Genomic DNA, 14,729 nt, shown 5'->3' with positions numbered 1-14,729 from the left:
GGGAGCTTCTTCTACCTGAACGTAGCAGTCGTCCCTGTAGCTTCCCCCGGCGCCGCTCTCGCAGGTATATCTCAGGCTGGTGACCGGATCTCGCCGCCCGTTAGAGTGGAGGGGCGTCCGCTCATCGTCGTGTTGCTGCGGTCGCTAGTCGATTTCGTACGAAGGCGCCGGGCAGCGCTGAGCCGGTGAGCGACCCCGAGGCCGCGCCTGCCACTTGGCGCGCAGCCCGACAGAAGGAATTTCCATGAAGATCGCAGACACCGTTCTTGACCTTATCGGTGACACCCCGCTGGTCAAACTGCACAAGGTCACCGACGGATTGACCGCGACGGTGCTTGTGAAACTTGAATACCTCAATCCGGGCGGCTCCGCGAAGGACCGCATCGCGGTGCGCATCATCGATGCCGCTGAGCGAGACGGACTGTTGAAGCCCGGCGGCACGATCGTCGAGCCGACGTCCGGTAATACCGGCGTCGGCCTCGCTTTGGTGGCGCAGCAGCGCGGTTACAAGTGTGTGTTCGTGCTGCCCGACAAGGTCGGCGAAGACAAGCGCAACGTGCTCACGGCCTACGGCGCCGAGATCGTCGTGACGCCAACATCCGTTTCGCCGGAGGACCCCCAGTCGTACTACAGCGTCTCAGACCGGCTGGCCCGGGACATTCCCGGTGCTTTCAAGCCCAACCAGTACTTCAATCCGAACGGCCCGCTCAGCCACTATGAGACCACCGGGCCCGAGATCTGGCGCGACACCGACGGAACCGTCACCCATTTCGTCGCCGGCGTCGGCACCGGCGGAACCATCACCGGAACCGGCCGCTACCTGCGCGAGGTCTCGAACGACGCCGTGCGCATTATCGGAGCGGACCCGGAAGGCTCGGTCTACTCCGGCGGCACCGGTCGGCCCTACCTGGTCGAGGGTGTCGGGGAGGATTTCTGGCCCGGCGCCTACGATCCAACGGTCGTGCACGAGGTCATCGCCGTCTCCGACGCCGACTCCTTCGCCATGACCCGCCGGCTCGCCCTCGAGGAGGGAATCCTCGTCGGCGGCTCCAGTGGGATGGCCGTCGTGGCGGCCCTCCGCGCGGCCGAAAAGCTCGGACCCGACGACACGATCGTCGTGTTGCTGCCCGACGGCGGCCGTGGCTACCTCGGCAAAATCTTCAACGACGGGTGGATGCGCAGCTACGGTTTCAGCAACGCCCCGAGCGGTCACACGGTGGGGAACCTGCTCGAGTCGAAGAGCGGGCGCCTGCCAGCCCTGGTGTACGTGCATCCAAGCGACACCGTGCACGATGCGATCGAGACCATGACGAGCCAGGGAGTGTCCCAGCTGCTGGTGTTGAGCGCTAAACCGCCCGTCGTCATGGGCGAGGTACTCGGCGCGGTCGATGAGCGTGCCCTCATGGGCCTCGTCTTCTCCGGCGACGCGAAGCTCACCGATCGGGTTGGCTCAATCGTTGGTGATGCGTTGCCGCTGATCGGGGTCAACGAGCCGGTGGCAGCCGCCCGCGCCGCCTTCGCCGACCACGACGCGCTGCTGGTGACCGACGGCGGCAAACCGCTCGGCGTCATCACCCGGCATGACCTGCTCAGCTACCTGAGCGTCTGATCTTTTTCACAGAGGGAGCCCACAATGGCCAATAACCAGAACTTCGACACGATCGCCATCCACGCCGGTCAGGCGTTCGACCCGACCACCGGCGCAGTCATTCCGCCGATCTACCAGACCTCGACCTACGTTCAGGACGGCATCGGCAACCTGCGTGGCGGGTATGAGTACAGTCGTGGCGGCAATCCCACCCGCACCGTGCTCGAAACGCTACTCGCAGCCCTGGAGGGCGGCAAGCACGGCTTGTCATTTGCGAGCGGACTCGCCGCGGAAGACACCATCCTGCGCGCCATTCTCCAGCCCGGCGACCACGTCGTGCTCGGCAACGACGTCTACGGCGGAACCCACCGCCTCATCAACAAGGTGCACGCCGCGTGGGGTGTGCAGAACACCACGGTCGAGATGAGCGACCTCACGGCGGTCGAAGCGGCCATCCGTCCGGAAACGAAGATCCTCTGGGTTGAGACGCCGAGCAACCCGCTCATGAAGATCAGCGACATTGCGGCGCTCGCCGAGATCGCCCACCGGCACGGCATAGTCGCGATCGTCGACAACACTTTTGCGTCACCGGCCCTGCAGCATCCGCTTGACTTTGGCGCTGACGTGGTCGTGCACTCGACCACGAAATATCTCGGCGGCCACTCGGACGTACTCGGTGGCGCGCTCATCATCAACGACGACGAGCTTTACGAGAAGGCCCAGTTTCTGCAGTTCGCGGCCGGCCCCGTGTCGGCTCCGCTCGACGCCTGGCTCACCGTGCGCGGCATTAAGACGCTCTCGGTGCGCATGGAGCGCCATTGCAAAAACGCGCAGGCCATTGCCGAGTATCTCGATGGACATCCGGCGATCGAGCAGGTTTTCTACCCGGGGCTGCCCGGCCACCCCGGCCACGAGTTGGCCGCAAAGCAGATGTCCGGCTTTGGCGGCATGATCTCCGTCGCGTTCGCCGGCGGAGCCGCTGCTGCGCGCCTGTTCGCCGAGTCGATGCACCTGTTCCAGCTTGCCGAATCGCTCGGCGGGGTCGAATCTCTCGTGAACTACCCCTCGGAGATGACGCATGCCTCCGTCCGCGGCACCGAACTCGAGGTGCCCGACAACATCGTGCGCCTCTCGGTCGGCATCGAAGACGTCGATGACCTCATCGCCGATCTCGCGAGCGCCCTGCCCCGCGGATAGCGGGGCCGCGTGGCCGGGCGCGACCGCGGGATGGCGAGCTCAGCCATCCCGTGGTTTGCGCCGACTAGGCCCGGGTGACCTCGACCTCGATGACAGCCCAGCACAGCGCGGGGAGCGTGAACCGGAGACGGCTGCCGGTCACGGTCACCCCGGTCAGCGGGGACAGCCCCACCTGTTCGCCGCTCTCGAGGGTGTTGGTGGCAAACCTGTCCTTGCCGATTGGCACACGCAGTACCTCAGCTCGACTCACGCGTCCGACCACGAAACCAGACAGGGACACGTCCACGTCGGCAGGCTCGTCAAGGCCGCGATTGGCGACGAACAGAGCTACCCGGCCGTTGTCTTCGTCCCAGGTTGCGCTCACGTCGACGACATCTACGTCGCCAAACTTGGCGGATTCGTACTTGTCTGAGTCGACGCTGGCCCGAAGGATCTGTCCACGGGCCAGCTCCGCCATTCTGGCGAAGGGCCAGAAGATGGACTGGCGCCAGGCCGGCCCGTTTTCTTCACTGCGAATCGGCGCGATCACGTTCACGAGCTGGGCCTGATTGGCGATTTTCACGCGGTCGCCATGGCGCAGGAGTGAGTTCAGTAGTGTCCCGACGACGATGGCATCTGTCACGTTGTAGGCATCTTCGATGAGACGCGGATGCTCGCGCCAGCCCTTCGAGACATTATGCGGCTGGTCGTCGGTGTCGAGGCCGCGTTGGTACCAGACGTTCCACTCATCGAAGGAAAGATTGACGTGCTTGCTGTGCTTGCCGGCTGCACGAACGGCATCCACCGTTGACACGACGGATTCGATGAAATAGTCCATGTCGACTGCCGTGGCGAGAAAACTCTTCACGTCACCGTCGTCTTCCTGGTAGTAGGCGTGCAGCGACACGTAGTCCACCTCGTCGTAGGCGTGCGTGAGCACGGTGTGCTCCCATTCGCCGAAGGTGGGCATGCTGGAGTGCGAACTTCCAACGGCAACCAGTTCGATGTCTGGATCGACGAAGCGCATGGCTTTGCCGGCTTCCTGAGCCAGCCGACCGTATTCGTGCGCGGTCTTGTGCCCGATCTGCCAGGGGCCGTCGAGCTCATTGCCGAGGCACCAGAGCTTGATGTCGAACGGCTCGGCCGAGCCGTTTTGCTTGCGCAGGTCGGAGAGGTACGTGCCGCCGGGGTGGTTGGAGTATTCCACAAGCTCACGGGCAGCATCCACCCCCCGGGTGCCAAGATTGACCGCCTCCATGATCTCGGTCCCGGCGAGTCTGGACCAGTCCACGAATTCGTGCAGGCCGAAGGCGTTGGACTCGACGGTGTGCCAGGCCCCATCAAGCCGGCGCGGGCGCTTGTCGACGGGACCGACGCCGTCCTCCCAGTTATATCCCGAGACGAAATTGCCACCCGGGTAGCGCACGACGGTGGGGCCCAATTCCTTGACGAGTTTAAGAACGTCCTGGCGGAAGCCCTTCTCGTCGGCCTCAGGATGCCCGGGCTCGAAGATTCCGGTGTAAACACAGCGCCCCATGTGCTCGACGAAGGACCCAAACAGGCGACGGGGCACCTCCCCGAGGGTGAAGTCGCGAACGAGGGTGATTCGAGCGTTGGTCATGATTCTCCTGTCAATGGTGCGAGTGAAGTCTGAACCGGGTGTGCTGACCTACTGGCCGCCGAGCCCGGTGGTGGCGATGCCCTTGATGATCTGGCGCTGGAAGATGAGGAACACGACAATGAGCGGCAGGGCGGCGAGGATCGCCATCGCCATGTTTTCTGCGTATTGCACGCCGTAGGCGCTCTTGACCGTCTGCAGTCCTACGGGAAGGGTCATCAGTAAGGAGTTGTTCGTCACGATGAATGGCCACAGAAAATTGTTCCAGGCCCCGATGAAGACGAAGATCGATACGGCCGCGAGGATGGGGCGGGACAGCGGCACCACTATCGACCAGAAGATGCGCAGCCGGGACGCGCCGTCCATCCGTGCGGCGTCTTCGAGCTCGATCGGAATCTGGTCGAAGAATTTCTTCAGCACGAACACCATGGCTGGTGCGATGACCTGGGGCAGGATGATGCCCCAGTAGGTGTCCACCAGGTTGAGGGCGAGCATCTGGTAGAACAGCGGGATGATGAGAACCTGAGGGGGGATGATGATCGAGGCGATAACCAGCACAAAAATCCAGCGGCGGCCGCTGAAATCGATGCGGGAGAACGCGTAGGCGGCCAGCGCCGAGACGACAACGGTGATCACGGTGATTGCCACGGTGGTGAAGAGGCTGTTGGCCGTCCAGGTGAGCAGGTTTCCTTCACCCAGCACCTTGAGATAGGCCGCGATGGTGAATCCGCTCTCCGGAAACCACGACACCGGTGTCGAGCCGGCATCCGTCTCGGTCTTCAGCGACGTGACGACCGCCCAGACAAAGGGCAGCAGCCAGCCGAGAGCCAGCACGGCGAGGATGGCGAACGCGACGACGGAGGACGCCGATGTTCTTGTGGGCACCGTCCGGCGGTGTGATGAGACCGCGCGCTCAACGATGTCGGACGGGACAAGCAGCTGAGCGGTCATGAGCGGGCTCCCTTTCGGAACACGAACTGCGCGATGGACACGATGACGATGATGGCGAAGAAGATGTACGAAATCGCCGACGAGTAGCCGAAGCGGTAGCCGGTGAATCCGACCTCGAATATGTACTCGACCGTTGACCGGGTGGCGCCACCGGGACCTCCGCCGGTCATCTGATAGATCTGATCGAAGACCTTGAGGGATGCGAGCACCTGCAGGATGACGATCAGCATGGTCGTGGGTGCCAGTTGGGGAATCGTGATGAAGAACAGCTGACGCCACTTGCCCGCGCCGTCGAGTGCGGCTGCCTCGTATTGCTGTTCGGGAATGTTCTGTAAGGCGGCGAGGTAGAGCAGAAAATTGAAGCCCACCGTCCACCACACTGTGGTGATCACGATCGCGATCATGGCCCAGTCGGTGTCCTGTAGCCACGCCACCGGGGTCGCCCCGAAGAGTCCGGTCAGGGCGTTCACGAGTCCGAGTTGGGGGTTGTAGAGCCACACCCAGAACAGCGAGACCACACTCGAGGCGAGCAGGTAGGGCATGAAGAAAGCGAGCCGCCAGATCCACTGGCCGGGGAGGCCGAGGTTGACGAGCACCGCCATGGCGAGAGCGACGAGCACGAGTGGCACCGTGCTCAGCACGGTAAACCACAGGGTGTTGCCCATGGAACGCCACATGTCGGGGTCGCCGAGCGCCTCGGAGTAGTTGGCGAAGCCGACGAGTCCTCCGCCGGCCCCGGTGAGGGACTGCCCGGTAAAGCTGAGATAGAAACCCCAGGCCAGCGGCGTCACGAGGAAGAGGACGAACACGACGGCGAACGGGGCGAGAAAAGCCCAGCCCACCGTGTTTTCCCGCCGGCGAGAGCGGGGCATGCGCGGGGCTGCGTTCGCGATGGTCTGCACGGATACCTCGGCGCGGGGTGGTGCGACAACCTCAGTCATGATCGGCTCTCTCGTTGCCCGGTTGATGAGTCAGGGATAGATGTTTCGGTGGTACCAGGGTTGGTCGCGGTGTTCATCATCGGACCGGGTTCGGCTTGGACAGCAGCACGTTGAGGCGCCGCACGAATCCCTGGAAGCCCGCTCTGGCATCCGTCTTGTTGAGCAGGACGGACTGCACGTTCTCCGCGAAGAAATTCTGAAAATCGGAACCCGAACCGGTGAACCACGCCTGCGGGTCGTAATTCAGATTCTCCGCCGCCATCGCGTAGTGCGCCTGCGGGATCAGCTCGGCGTAGCCGGGGCCGTCGACGACGGGCAGGTAGGCCGGAATATGGCCGGCCTGTGCCCAGCTGATCGAGTTCTTCAGTACGTTCGACACGAACAGGTAAACTTCCTCGCGCCTGGCAGGGTCAGGGTTGTCCTGATGCGGCAGAACAAAAGTATGCGAGTCTGCGTAGACGGCCGGAGTGCCGAAGAGTGTGGGGATCGGCGTCGCGTCCATCGGAACGTTGGCTGCCGTCATGGTGGGTAACTCCCAGACGCCACTGAAGAAGAGCCCACTCTCGCCGTTGACGAATTCGGCCAGGGCCGTGGCATAGTCGCCACTCGCCGTGGCGATTGTGTCGTCGAGCAGGGTCTGCATGAATTCGAGGGACGTGACCGCGGCGTCTTCGTCGACCTCGACGTTTTCGCCCGGTGTGAGGGTCATGTCGGCCCCCTGCTGCTTGTAGAAAGTGTAAAAGAGACGCCACATCTGTGCGCCGTCGCCGAGATAGCCGTAGGACAATCCATGCTTGCCGGTGACGACCTGCATCTTCCGGGCGACGTCCACGAACTGCTCGGGGGAGTCGATGTCGATCAGCTGGCCGTCGGAGCCGAGCACACCGGCTGCGGCAGCGATCTCGGTGTTGTACATCAAGATGAACGGATGCGCGTCGAGCGCGACGGAGAACAACTCGCCGCCGCTGAAGCATGCTTCCCAGATCGGTGCCGGGAAGCTGTCTTCGGTGATGCCGTAATGGGCCAGCACGTCCAGGTCCCAGGGGTCGAGCAGCCCCCCGGGTGCGTAGCCGGGGAGGCGCGAGGCGTGCATGACCGCTACGTCGGGAGCGCGGCCTCCGGCCGAGGCCATCGCGAGCTTCGTATAGTACGGCGTGCCCCAGGTCAGCACGGTCTGCGTCACGTGAAAGCCCGGGTTGTCGGCGTTTGCCTCGTCGACGAGGCCCGCCATTTTGATGCCGTCGCCGCCGGTGAGCAGGTGCCAAAACGCCAACTGTTCCGCGCCGGATCGACCAGCGGTGGCGGCGCATCCACTGAGGCCAGTGGCCAGGAAGGCGCCCCCGAAAAGCGCCGCGCTGCCAGCGAGAACGCTGCGACGGGTGAGCACTCCGGTGCTTCCGATCGGTACCCGTGCTGGTGTCATTGATCACTCCTTTGTGAGGTGGCCCCAGCATTACATCGTTGTAATGAAAGAGCAAGAAGTTTTTTCCCGGATACCGGGGGAGTGAAACCTCAGGCTGGTGTTCGCACGCGGGTGCTTGCTCGGGCCACAACGGTGTGAGCGATCGTCACGCGGGTCGGGGGCGCGTCGGGGCTGCCCATGCGCTGCACCAGAAGTGCGAGCGCGCGCTCGGCGAATTCACGTTTGTCAAAGCTCACCGTCGTCAGCGGCGGTGTGGCGAACTGTCCGTCGGCGATGTCATCGAACCCTGCGACCGACACGTCGCCCGGCACCGGGATTCCCGCGGTCCACAGGGCGCTCATCGTACCGATGGCCATGGAATCGGTGAAGCAGAAGAACGCATCGGGCGCCGGGTTCACCCTTAAGAATTCGGTCACCGCCTCGGAAGCTGCTCGCGGCGACCACTCGTGACAGGAGATCTCCAGAAGGGGATCCGAATCGATGGCCGCGGCGCGGAGTGCCTCCCGGTAGCCGCGCTGGCGCAGGTCGGCCGTGGCGGTCTGGAAGGCTGGGCCGGGGGATCCGACGATCGCGATGCGTCGATGCCCGAGCTCGATCAGGTGCCTCGTCATGTCCCGCGCGGCGGCGACGCTGTCCACCCAGACCTGATCGTTGCGCTGCTGCTCGACTTCTCCGATCATGACGAGTGGCGGCAGAGAGCCATCGTCAACCAATTTGCTTTCCTGAATGGTGATCGGGTTCAGGATGACGCCGTCGACGAGGTGCGCCCTGGCCCGCGATACGAGGCTGAGCGCGCGGCCCGGGCGTTCGGACGTTTCCTCGAACTGCACGCCCCAGCCCTGTTCGTGCGCCACTTCCACGAAAAAATGCGACATCTCTGCCGAGTATGGAGTGCCCAGGTCCGGCATGGCAAGAGCGATGACCCCCGTGCGGCCGTTCCGGAGCCCGCGGGCGCTCAGGTTGGGAACATAAGCGAGCTCGGTGATCGCCGATTCGACTCGGCTCCGGGTTTCCAGCGCGACGAACACCACGCCGTTCATGACGTTTGACACGGTCTTGGGCGATACGCCCGCGAGGGCCGCGACGTCTTTGACCGTTGGGCGCATAGCTGAAGGCTAACCCAAACGCGATGCGACCCCTCGTTTGGTCAGGCGGTTCAGGCTGAATCGTGGCTAGAGCGCACTGATGCTCCACGACGCCTTGGACGTCTCGCCGGGCCGGATAGAGATCAGGTCGATCGTGGAGTTGAAGGCGTCCGGTGGGCAGGTCATGGGTTCTACGGCAAGCCCACGCCGTGATTGCGCCGGGTCGGGAAGGTCTGCGGTGTGAATCTGCACCCACGGGCAGTCGGTGCCCCAGGTCATCGCGACCCCGGAGCCGGAGGGATCAAGCAGTCGGACCGTCACGGTATCCGAACCATCCCGCACGAGAGCGGTGAAGGCGTGATCGATCGCCGTCCCGGCAATGGGTCGCGGCGTCCGAAAGTCGTAGGCCCCATTCGATTCAGTTTCAACGCGTCGGATGCCGGCGGGCGTGAGGCGATCTTCGGTGACGGTCATCACTTCGCCGGCGGGGAGCTGCAGGGTCCAGTCGTCGACGCGACCAGGGCCAGCGACCAGGTAGGGGTGCGGTCCGGTTCCTCAACCGGCGGATTCGCGCGGCGAATGGCGCACGACTGCACGATTGTGACTGTCACATCCGGCGGAGGTCGGGGCATAATGAGAGTGGATCACAATTGTGACCGCTCACATCTCAGCAGGGTCTTGTCGTGTCGATTGAAGTACCCAAGGCGCGCGCGCCGAGCATCCGTGATGTCGCGCGCGTCGCCGAGGTCTCCTACCAGACCGTGTCTCGGGTGCTCAACGACCACCCGAGCATTCGGGATTCCACCAGGGCTCGCGTCGTGCAGGCTATGAAGGACTTGAACTACCGCCCGAACAGGGCTGCCCGAGACCTCTCGCGGGGGCGTTCGCGCACCATCGGGGTGCTGTCAGCCTCGAGTGCCGAATACGGCCCGGCGAGCAGTATCGCGGCGATTCAGGACGCCGGCCGTGACGCCGGATACCTCGTGAATATTGCGAATATCGCCGGGGACAAACCCGAATCTATCCAGGGCGCCCTCGATCACCTGCTGAACCAGGGCGTTGAGGGCATTGTCGTGATCGCCCCGCAGGAACGCGTCTTCGCCGTTCTGCAGCGGTTGTCGATCGACGTGCCGTTTGTGACGCTGCAATCCGACGGCAACCGCGGCAACCGCGGGAACCGCACGCTTTTCGTCGACCAGATAGCCGGAGCACGGTTGGCCACCCGCCACCTCATCCAACTGGGTCACCGCCGCATCTTTCATCTGGCGGGCCCACAGAATTGGATCGAAGCCGAAGCCCGGATGCACGGGTTCCTGGTAGAAATGGGAGCCAGGGACGTTCCCACCACGGCTCCCATTCTCGGTGACTGGACCGCCAACTTCGGCTACCAGGTCGGTCGGGAACTGCTGCGAGTGCGTGACTTCACCGCGATATTCTCCTCCAACGATCAGATGGCGCTCGGGCTTATGCACGCTCTGCACGACGAGGGGTTGAGCATCCCGGGCGACGTGAGCATTGTGGGCTTCGACGACATCCCGGAAGCTGCACACTTCTGGCCGCCCCTGACGACGGTGCGGCAAGACTTCGCCGAGCTGGGACGACGGTGCATCGCCGTCTTGCTGTCCGAGATCGTGGGAGAAGGCGCAGTGCATCCCGACACGCTCGTTCCCGAGCTGATCGTTCGTTCGTCCACGGCGGCTCCGTCGTTCTGAGGCCAAGCTCGTGCCCTGGGCAGGTTTCGCGTTCACTTCCGGACGAATATCTCCGTTACGGAAACGTAACGTCGCGTACTTGACATGCGAATCCTGTCTACCGGTACTATAAAAACCTAGATGTGAACGGTCACATTTCCTGAGACAGCCTCAACCGGCACCGGCGACGAGTCGCCATCGTCGGAACATCAGAGCACACCGGGAACGGGATCGAACACTGCACGGCCATCGACAAGGGAGTCACATTCGTGAGTAGTGAGCAGGTGTCCGGCGAGCACGAATCGTACGTGATCGGCGTCGACTACGGCACCCTCTCGGGCAGGGCCGTTGTCGTTCGTGTATCGGATGGCGTCGAACTGGGCTCTGCTGTTCTTGATTACCCGCACGCCGTGATGGACACGACGCTCACAGCGACCGCGACCTCTTTGCCGCCCGAGTGGGCTCTGCAGGTACCCCAGGATTACGTCGCCGTGCTTCAGAGCGCCGTTCCCGCCGCTGTTCGTAACGCGGGAATTGACCCCACCCGCGTTATCGGCATCGGCACCGATTTCACGGCCTGCACGATGGTGCCGGTGATCAGTGATGGCACCCCTCTGTGCGAGTTGCCCGAATATACGGCCCGCCCGCACGCCTACGTGAAGCTGTGGAAGCACCACGCGGCCCAGTCGCAGGCTGACCGCATCAACGATCTCGCCTTCGAGCGCGGCGAGAAGTGGCTGCCGCGTTACGGGGGCCTCATCTCGAGCGAGTGGGAATTCGCGAAGGGTCTGCAGCTGCTGGAGGAAGACCCCGAGCTGTACGCCCGAATGGACCACTGGGTCGAAGCGGCGGACTGGATCGTCTGGCAGCTCACCGGCGAGTACGTGCGCAATGCCTGCACGGCCGGTTACAAAGGGATCCTGCAGGATGGTGCGTATCCGAGCGAAGAGTTTCTGGGCGCATTGAATCCTGCTTTTGCCCGGTTTGCCGTGGACAAGGTGGCGCACCGGATTGGCCAGCTCGGCGCATCCGCTGGCACCCTCACGGCCGTTGCCGCCGCGTGGACCGGTCTGCCGGAAGGTATTGCGGTGGCCGTGGGCAATGTGGACGCGCACGTGACTGCCCCGGCAGCGCAGGCCGTGAATCCCGGCCAGATGGTCGCCATCATGGGCACCAGTACCTGCCACGTCATGAACTCCGACCGCCTCGCCGAGGTTCCCGGCATGTGCGGCGTCGTTGACGGCGGCATTGTCAGCGGGCTCTATGGCTACGAGGCCGGCCAGAGTGGCGTGGGGGACATTTTCGCCTGGTACGTGCGTACCCAGGTTCCCGCGCGGTACCACGACGAGGCGGCAGCGGTCGGCCAGAGCGTGCACCAGTACCTGACCGACCTGGCCAAGGATCAGCCTGTCGGCGGGCACGGGCTCGTCGCACTCGACTGGCACAGCGGTAACCGCTCGGTACTGGTCGACCACGAACTGTCCGGCCTGGTCGTGGGTATGACGCTCACGACCCGCACGGAAGAGGTCTACCGTGCCCTCCTGGAGGCGACGGCCTTCGGCACCCGCACCATTGTCGAGACCTTCCAGGACTCCGGCGTGCCGGTCACCGAGTTCATCGTAGCGGGCGGACTGCTGCAGAACGCGTTCCTGATGCAGACCTACAGCGACATCCTGCGTTTGCCGATCTCGACCATCGCAAGCGACCAGGGCCCGGCTCTCGGCTCCGCAATCCACGCCGCCGTCGCGGCGGGGGCCTACCCCGACGTGCGCGCCGCTGGCGAGAAGATGGGCAAGCTCAATAAGAACGTGTACCTGCCGAACGAGGCGGCGGCATCCGCTTATGACCTGCTCTATGCGGAGTACACGCAGCTGCACGACTACTTCGGTCGCGGCGAGAACGATGTGATGCACCGGCTGAAGGCGTTGAAGCGTAACGCAGCTGCTACAGCTGCTACAGCTGCTGCAGCGGATGCCACGGCCCCCGCAAACCTGCCGGTGCTCTCATGAGCACCTTCGGGCCTCAGATCGAGGTCGCGATCGCCCGCGTGCGGGCCGACATCGCCCTGCTCCACGGCGAGCTCGTCAGGAACGCCCTCGTCGTCTGGACCGGCGGCAACGTCTCTGGTCGGGTGCCAGGAGCCGACCTGTTCGTGATCAAGCCCAGCGGTGTCGACTACGCCGACCTGGCGCCCGAGAACATGATCCTGTGCGACCTCGACGGACAGGTCATTCTCGGCACACCGGGAAGTGATCGTTCCCCCTCGAGCGACACCGCCGCCCACGCGTACGTGTACCGGCACATGCCGGACGTCGGCGGCGTCGTGCACACGCACTCCACCTACGCCACAGCGTGGGCCGCGCGAAGCGAAGCGATTCCGTGCGTGATCACGGCGATGGCCGACGAATTCGGTGGCCCGGTGCCGGTGGGCCCGTTCGCCATTATCGGTGACGACTCCATCGGGCGGGGCATCGTGGAGACCCTGACCGGGCATCGCTCCCGCGCGGTGCTGATGGCGAACCATGGCCCGTTCACGATTGGCAGCGATGCCCGCGACGCGGTGAAGGCCGCTGTCATGGTCGAAGATGTCGCTCGCACCGTGCACCTGGCCCGTACGGGTGGGCCGCTCGTCGCTATTCCGCAGTCGGTAGTTGATTCCCTGTTCGACCGGTACCAGAACGTCTACGGACAAGCGCCCCAAGGAGAACTTCAGTAATGGCTGCCCTCAACACCACCCTCGATCACGTCGAGGTCTGGTTCCTCACCGGAAGCCAGAACCTCTATGGTGAAGAAACCCTCCGCCAGGTAGCTGAGCAGAGCCAGGAAATCGCCCGGGCCCTCGGTGCGTCGAGTGATGTCCCGGTGAAGATCGTCTGGAAGCCCGTGCTGACGGGCTCCGAGTCCATCCGCCGCGCCGCCCTCGACGCGAACGCCGACGACTCCGTGATCGGCCTCATCGCCTGGATGCACACCTTCTCACCGGCGAAGATGTGGATTGCCGGCCTCGACGCGCTCACCAAGCCGCTGTTGCACCTGCACACACAGGCAAATGTGGAACTGCCCTGGGCTGAGATCGACTTCGACTTCATGAACCTCAACCAGGCAGCCCACGGTGACCGGGAGTTCGGCTATATTCAGACGCGCCTCGGTGTGACCCGTAAGACCGTTGTCGGTCACGTGTCGAACCCGGCCGTGTCGGGCAGTATCGGATGCTGGACCCGTGCAGCTGCGGGCTGGGCCGCGAGCCGCAGCATGAAACTTGCCCGGTTCGGCGACAACATGCGTTACGTGGCCGTGACCGAGGGTGATAAAACCGAGGCCGAGTTGCGCTTCGGAGTGCAGGTCAATACCTGGCCCGTCAACGAACTGGCCGAGGTCGTCGACTCCGTCTCCGACGCCGAGATCGATGCGCTCGTGGCTGAATATGCAGAGCTGTATGACGTGGCACCCGAGCTGCGCGTTGGCGGGGACCGCCATGCGTCGCTTCGCTATGGTGCCGCGCAGGAACTCGGCCTGCTGTCTTTTCTCGAAGAAGGCGGATTTGGCGCGTTCACGACGAGTTTCGAAGACCTGGGCGCGCTGCGACAACTGCCTGGGCTGGCCGTGCAGCGCCTGATGGCGCAGGGTTACGGTTTCGGAGCGGAGGGCGACTGGAAGACCGCCGTGCTGGTGCGTGTCGCCAATGTTATGGGTGCTGGCCTGCCCGGCGGTGCCAGCCTGATGGAGGACTACACCTACGACCTCACGCCGGGGGCGGAGCTCATTCTCGGGGCCCACATGCTCGAGGTGAACCCGGCACTCTCATCGGCCAGGGCGAGCCTGGAGATCCACCCGCTCGGCATCGGGGGCCGGGAAGACCCCGTGCGCCTGGTGTTCACGGCGGATGCCGGGCCTGCCGTGGTCGTAGCCATGAGCGACATGCGCGACCGCTTCCGTCTGGTCGCGAACGTCGTCCAGGTTGTCGAGCCGACTCAGGCCCTCCCGAAGCTGCCCGTGGGGCGCGCAGTCTGGCGCCCCGAACCCGACTTCGCCACCTCCGCGGCCGCCTGGCTGACCGCCGGCGCCGCCCACCACACCGTGATGTCGACATCCGTCGGTATCGAGGTGTTCCACGATTTCGCCGAGATCGCTCGCACCGAGCTGCTCGTGATCGATAAGACCACCACCCTGCGCGATTTTAGCCGCGAAGTGCGTTGGAATCAGTCCTACTACCGACTGGCGCAAGGCATGTAACCGTTTCACATTCTGCAATTCAC

At 64.1% G+C, this 14,729-nt stretch carries 11 protein-coding genes and 1 pseudogene; 6 read left to right on the top strand and 6 right to left on the bottom strand.

Translation table 11 applies throughout. The features are described from left to right. The first annotated feature begins 244 nt into the window (after positions 1-244). Together CXY83_RS07815 and CXY83_RS07810 are read left to right on the top strand one after the other, a co-directional pair. Complete coding sequence (locus CXY83_RS07815; protein WP_104196814.1) at positions 245-1,609, top strand: cystathionine beta-synthase; 1,365 nt, start codon at positions 245-247, stop codon at positions 1,607-1,609. 24 nt (positions 1,610-1,633) lie between these two features. Continuing rightward, positions 1,634-2,785 (top strand): cystathionine gamma-synthase, encoded by a 1,152-nt coding sequence (locus CXY83_RS07810; RefSeq protein WP_104196813.1) that lies wholly within the window; start codon positions 1,634-1,636, stop codon positions 2,783-2,785. A gap of 64 nt (positions 2,786-2,849) precedes the next feature. Here the strand turns inward: CXY83_RS07810 and CXY83_RS07805 are convergent, their stop codons facing one another. From CXY83_RS07805 to CXY83_RS07780, 6 genes and pseudogenes are all read right to left on the bottom strand, one after another. Next, a complete protein-coding gene (locus tag CXY83_RS07805; protein WP_104196812.1) occupies positions 2,850-4,385 on the bottom strand; it encodes an alpha-N-arabinofuranosidase in 1,536 nt (511 codons plus the stop codon). A gap of 48 nt (positions 4,386-4,433) precedes the next feature. Beyond that, the gene (locus CXY83_RS07800; protein WP_104196811.1) at positions 4,434-5,333 is read right to left on the bottom strand and encodes a carbohydrate ABC transporter permease; all 900 of its coding nucleotides are present in this window, start codon (positions 5,331-5,333) and stop codon (positions 4,434-4,436) included. Then, the gene (locus CXY83_RS07795; RefSeq protein WP_104196810.1) at positions 5,330-6,274 is read right to left on the bottom strand and encodes a carbohydrate ABC transporter permease; all 945 of its coding nucleotides are present in this window, start codon (positions 6,272-6,274) and stop codon (positions 5,330-5,332) included. The genes CXY83_RS07800 and CXY83_RS07795 overlap by 4 nt, the downstream gene beginning before the upstream one ends. 76 nt (positions 6,275-6,350) lie before the next feature. Beyond that, the gene (locus CXY83_RS07790; protein WP_104196809.1) at positions 6,351-7,697 is read right to left on the bottom strand and encodes an extracellular solute-binding protein; all 1,347 of its coding nucleotides are present in this window, start codon (positions 7,695-7,697) and stop codon (positions 6,351-6,353) included. Between the two features lie 89 nt (positions 7,698-7,786). Beyond that, positions 7,787-8,803, bottom strand: coding sequence for a LacI family DNA-binding transcriptional regulator (locus tag CXY83_RS07785; protein ID WP_104196808.1), 1,017 nt, complete (start codon positions 8,801-8,803; stop codon positions 7,787-7,789). A gap of 66 nt (positions 8,804-8,869) precedes the next feature. Then, positions 8,870-9,319 (bottom strand): annotated as a pseudogene (locus CXY83_RS07780) (galactose mutarotase); the annotation flags it as partial. Between the two features lie 146 nt (positions 9,320-9,465). Here CXY83_RS07780 and CXY83_RS07775 point away from each other — a divergent pair. The 4 genes from CXY83_RS07775 to araA all read left to right on the top strand — a co-directional run bounded on the left by CXY83_RS07775 (position 9,466) and on the right by araA (position 14,706). Then, positions 9,466-10,494 carry a LacI family DNA-binding transcriptional regulator gene (locus CXY83_RS07775; RefSeq protein WP_104196806.1) on the top strand — a complete coding sequence of 343 codons (1,029 nt, stop codon included), beginning with the start codon at positions 9,466-9,468 and terminating at the stop codon, positions 10,492-10,494. Positions 10,495-10,742: 248 nt separating this feature from the next. Further along, entirely contained in the window at positions 10,743-12,482 is a 1,740-nt protein-coding gene (gene araB / locus CXY83_RS07770) for a ribulokinase (protein ID WP_233200690.1), read from the top strand. Beyond that, on the top strand, positions 12,479-13,189 hold the full coding sequence (locus CXY83_RS07765; RefSeq protein WP_104196804.1) for an L-ribulose-5-phosphate 4-epimerase: 711 nt from the start codon (positions 12,479-12,481) through the stop codon (positions 13,187-13,189). The genes araB and CXY83_RS07765 overlap by 4 nt, the downstream gene beginning before the upstream one ends. After that, on the top strand, positions 13,189-14,706 hold the full coding sequence (gene araA / locus CXY83_RS07760; protein ID WP_104196803.1) for an L-arabinose isomerase: 1,518 nt from the start codon (positions 13,189-13,191) through the stop codon (positions 14,704-14,706). The genes CXY83_RS07765 and araA overlap by 1 nt, the downstream gene beginning before the upstream one ends. The last annotated feature ends 23 nt before the right edge of the window (positions 14,707-14,729 follow it).

Origin of the sequence: Cryobacterium sp. M15, from assembly GCF_002929675.1 — a bacterium.
Lineage (GTDB): Bacteria > Actinomycetota > Actinomycetes > Actinomycetales > Microbacteriaceae > Cryobacterium > Cryobacterium lyxosi.
This window is presented reverse-complemented; position numbering and strand designations above follow the sequence as displayed.

Coding starts and splice junctions, on each gene's coding strand:
- CXY83_RS07815 (WP_104196814.1), top strand. CDS start 245: ATGAAGATCGCAGACACCGTTCTTGACCTTATCGGTGACACCCCGCTG.
- CXY83_RS07810 (WP_104196813.1), top strand. CDS start 1,634: ATGGCCAATAACCAGAACTTCGACACGATCGCCATCCACGCCGGTCAG.
- CXY83_RS07805 (WP_104196812.1), bottom strand. CDS start 4,385: ATGACCAACGCTCGAATCACCCTCGTTCGCGACTTCACCCTCGGGGAG.
- CXY83_RS07800 (WP_104196811.1), bottom strand. CDS start 5,333: ATGACCGCTCAGCTGCTTGTCCCGTCCGACATCGTTGAGCGCGCGGTC.
- CXY83_RS07795 (WP_104196810.1), bottom strand. CDS start 6,274: ATGACTGAGGTTGTCGCACCACCCCGCGCCGAGGTATCCGTGCAGACC.
- CXY83_RS07790 (WP_104196809.1), bottom strand. CDS start 7,697: ATGACACCAGCACGGGTACCGATCGGAAGCACCGGAGTGCTCACCCGT.
- CXY83_RS07785 (WP_104196808.1), bottom strand. CDS start 8,803: ATGCGCCCAACGGTCAAAGACGTCGCGGCCCTCGCGGGCGTATCGCCC.
- CXY83_RS07765 (WP_104196804.1), top strand. CDS start 12,479: ATGAGCACCTTCGGGCCTCAGATCGAGGTCGCGATCGCCCGCGTGCGG.
- araA (WP_104196803.1), top strand. CDS start 13,189: ATGGCTGCCCTCAACACCACCCTCGATCACGTCGAGGTCTGGTTCCTC.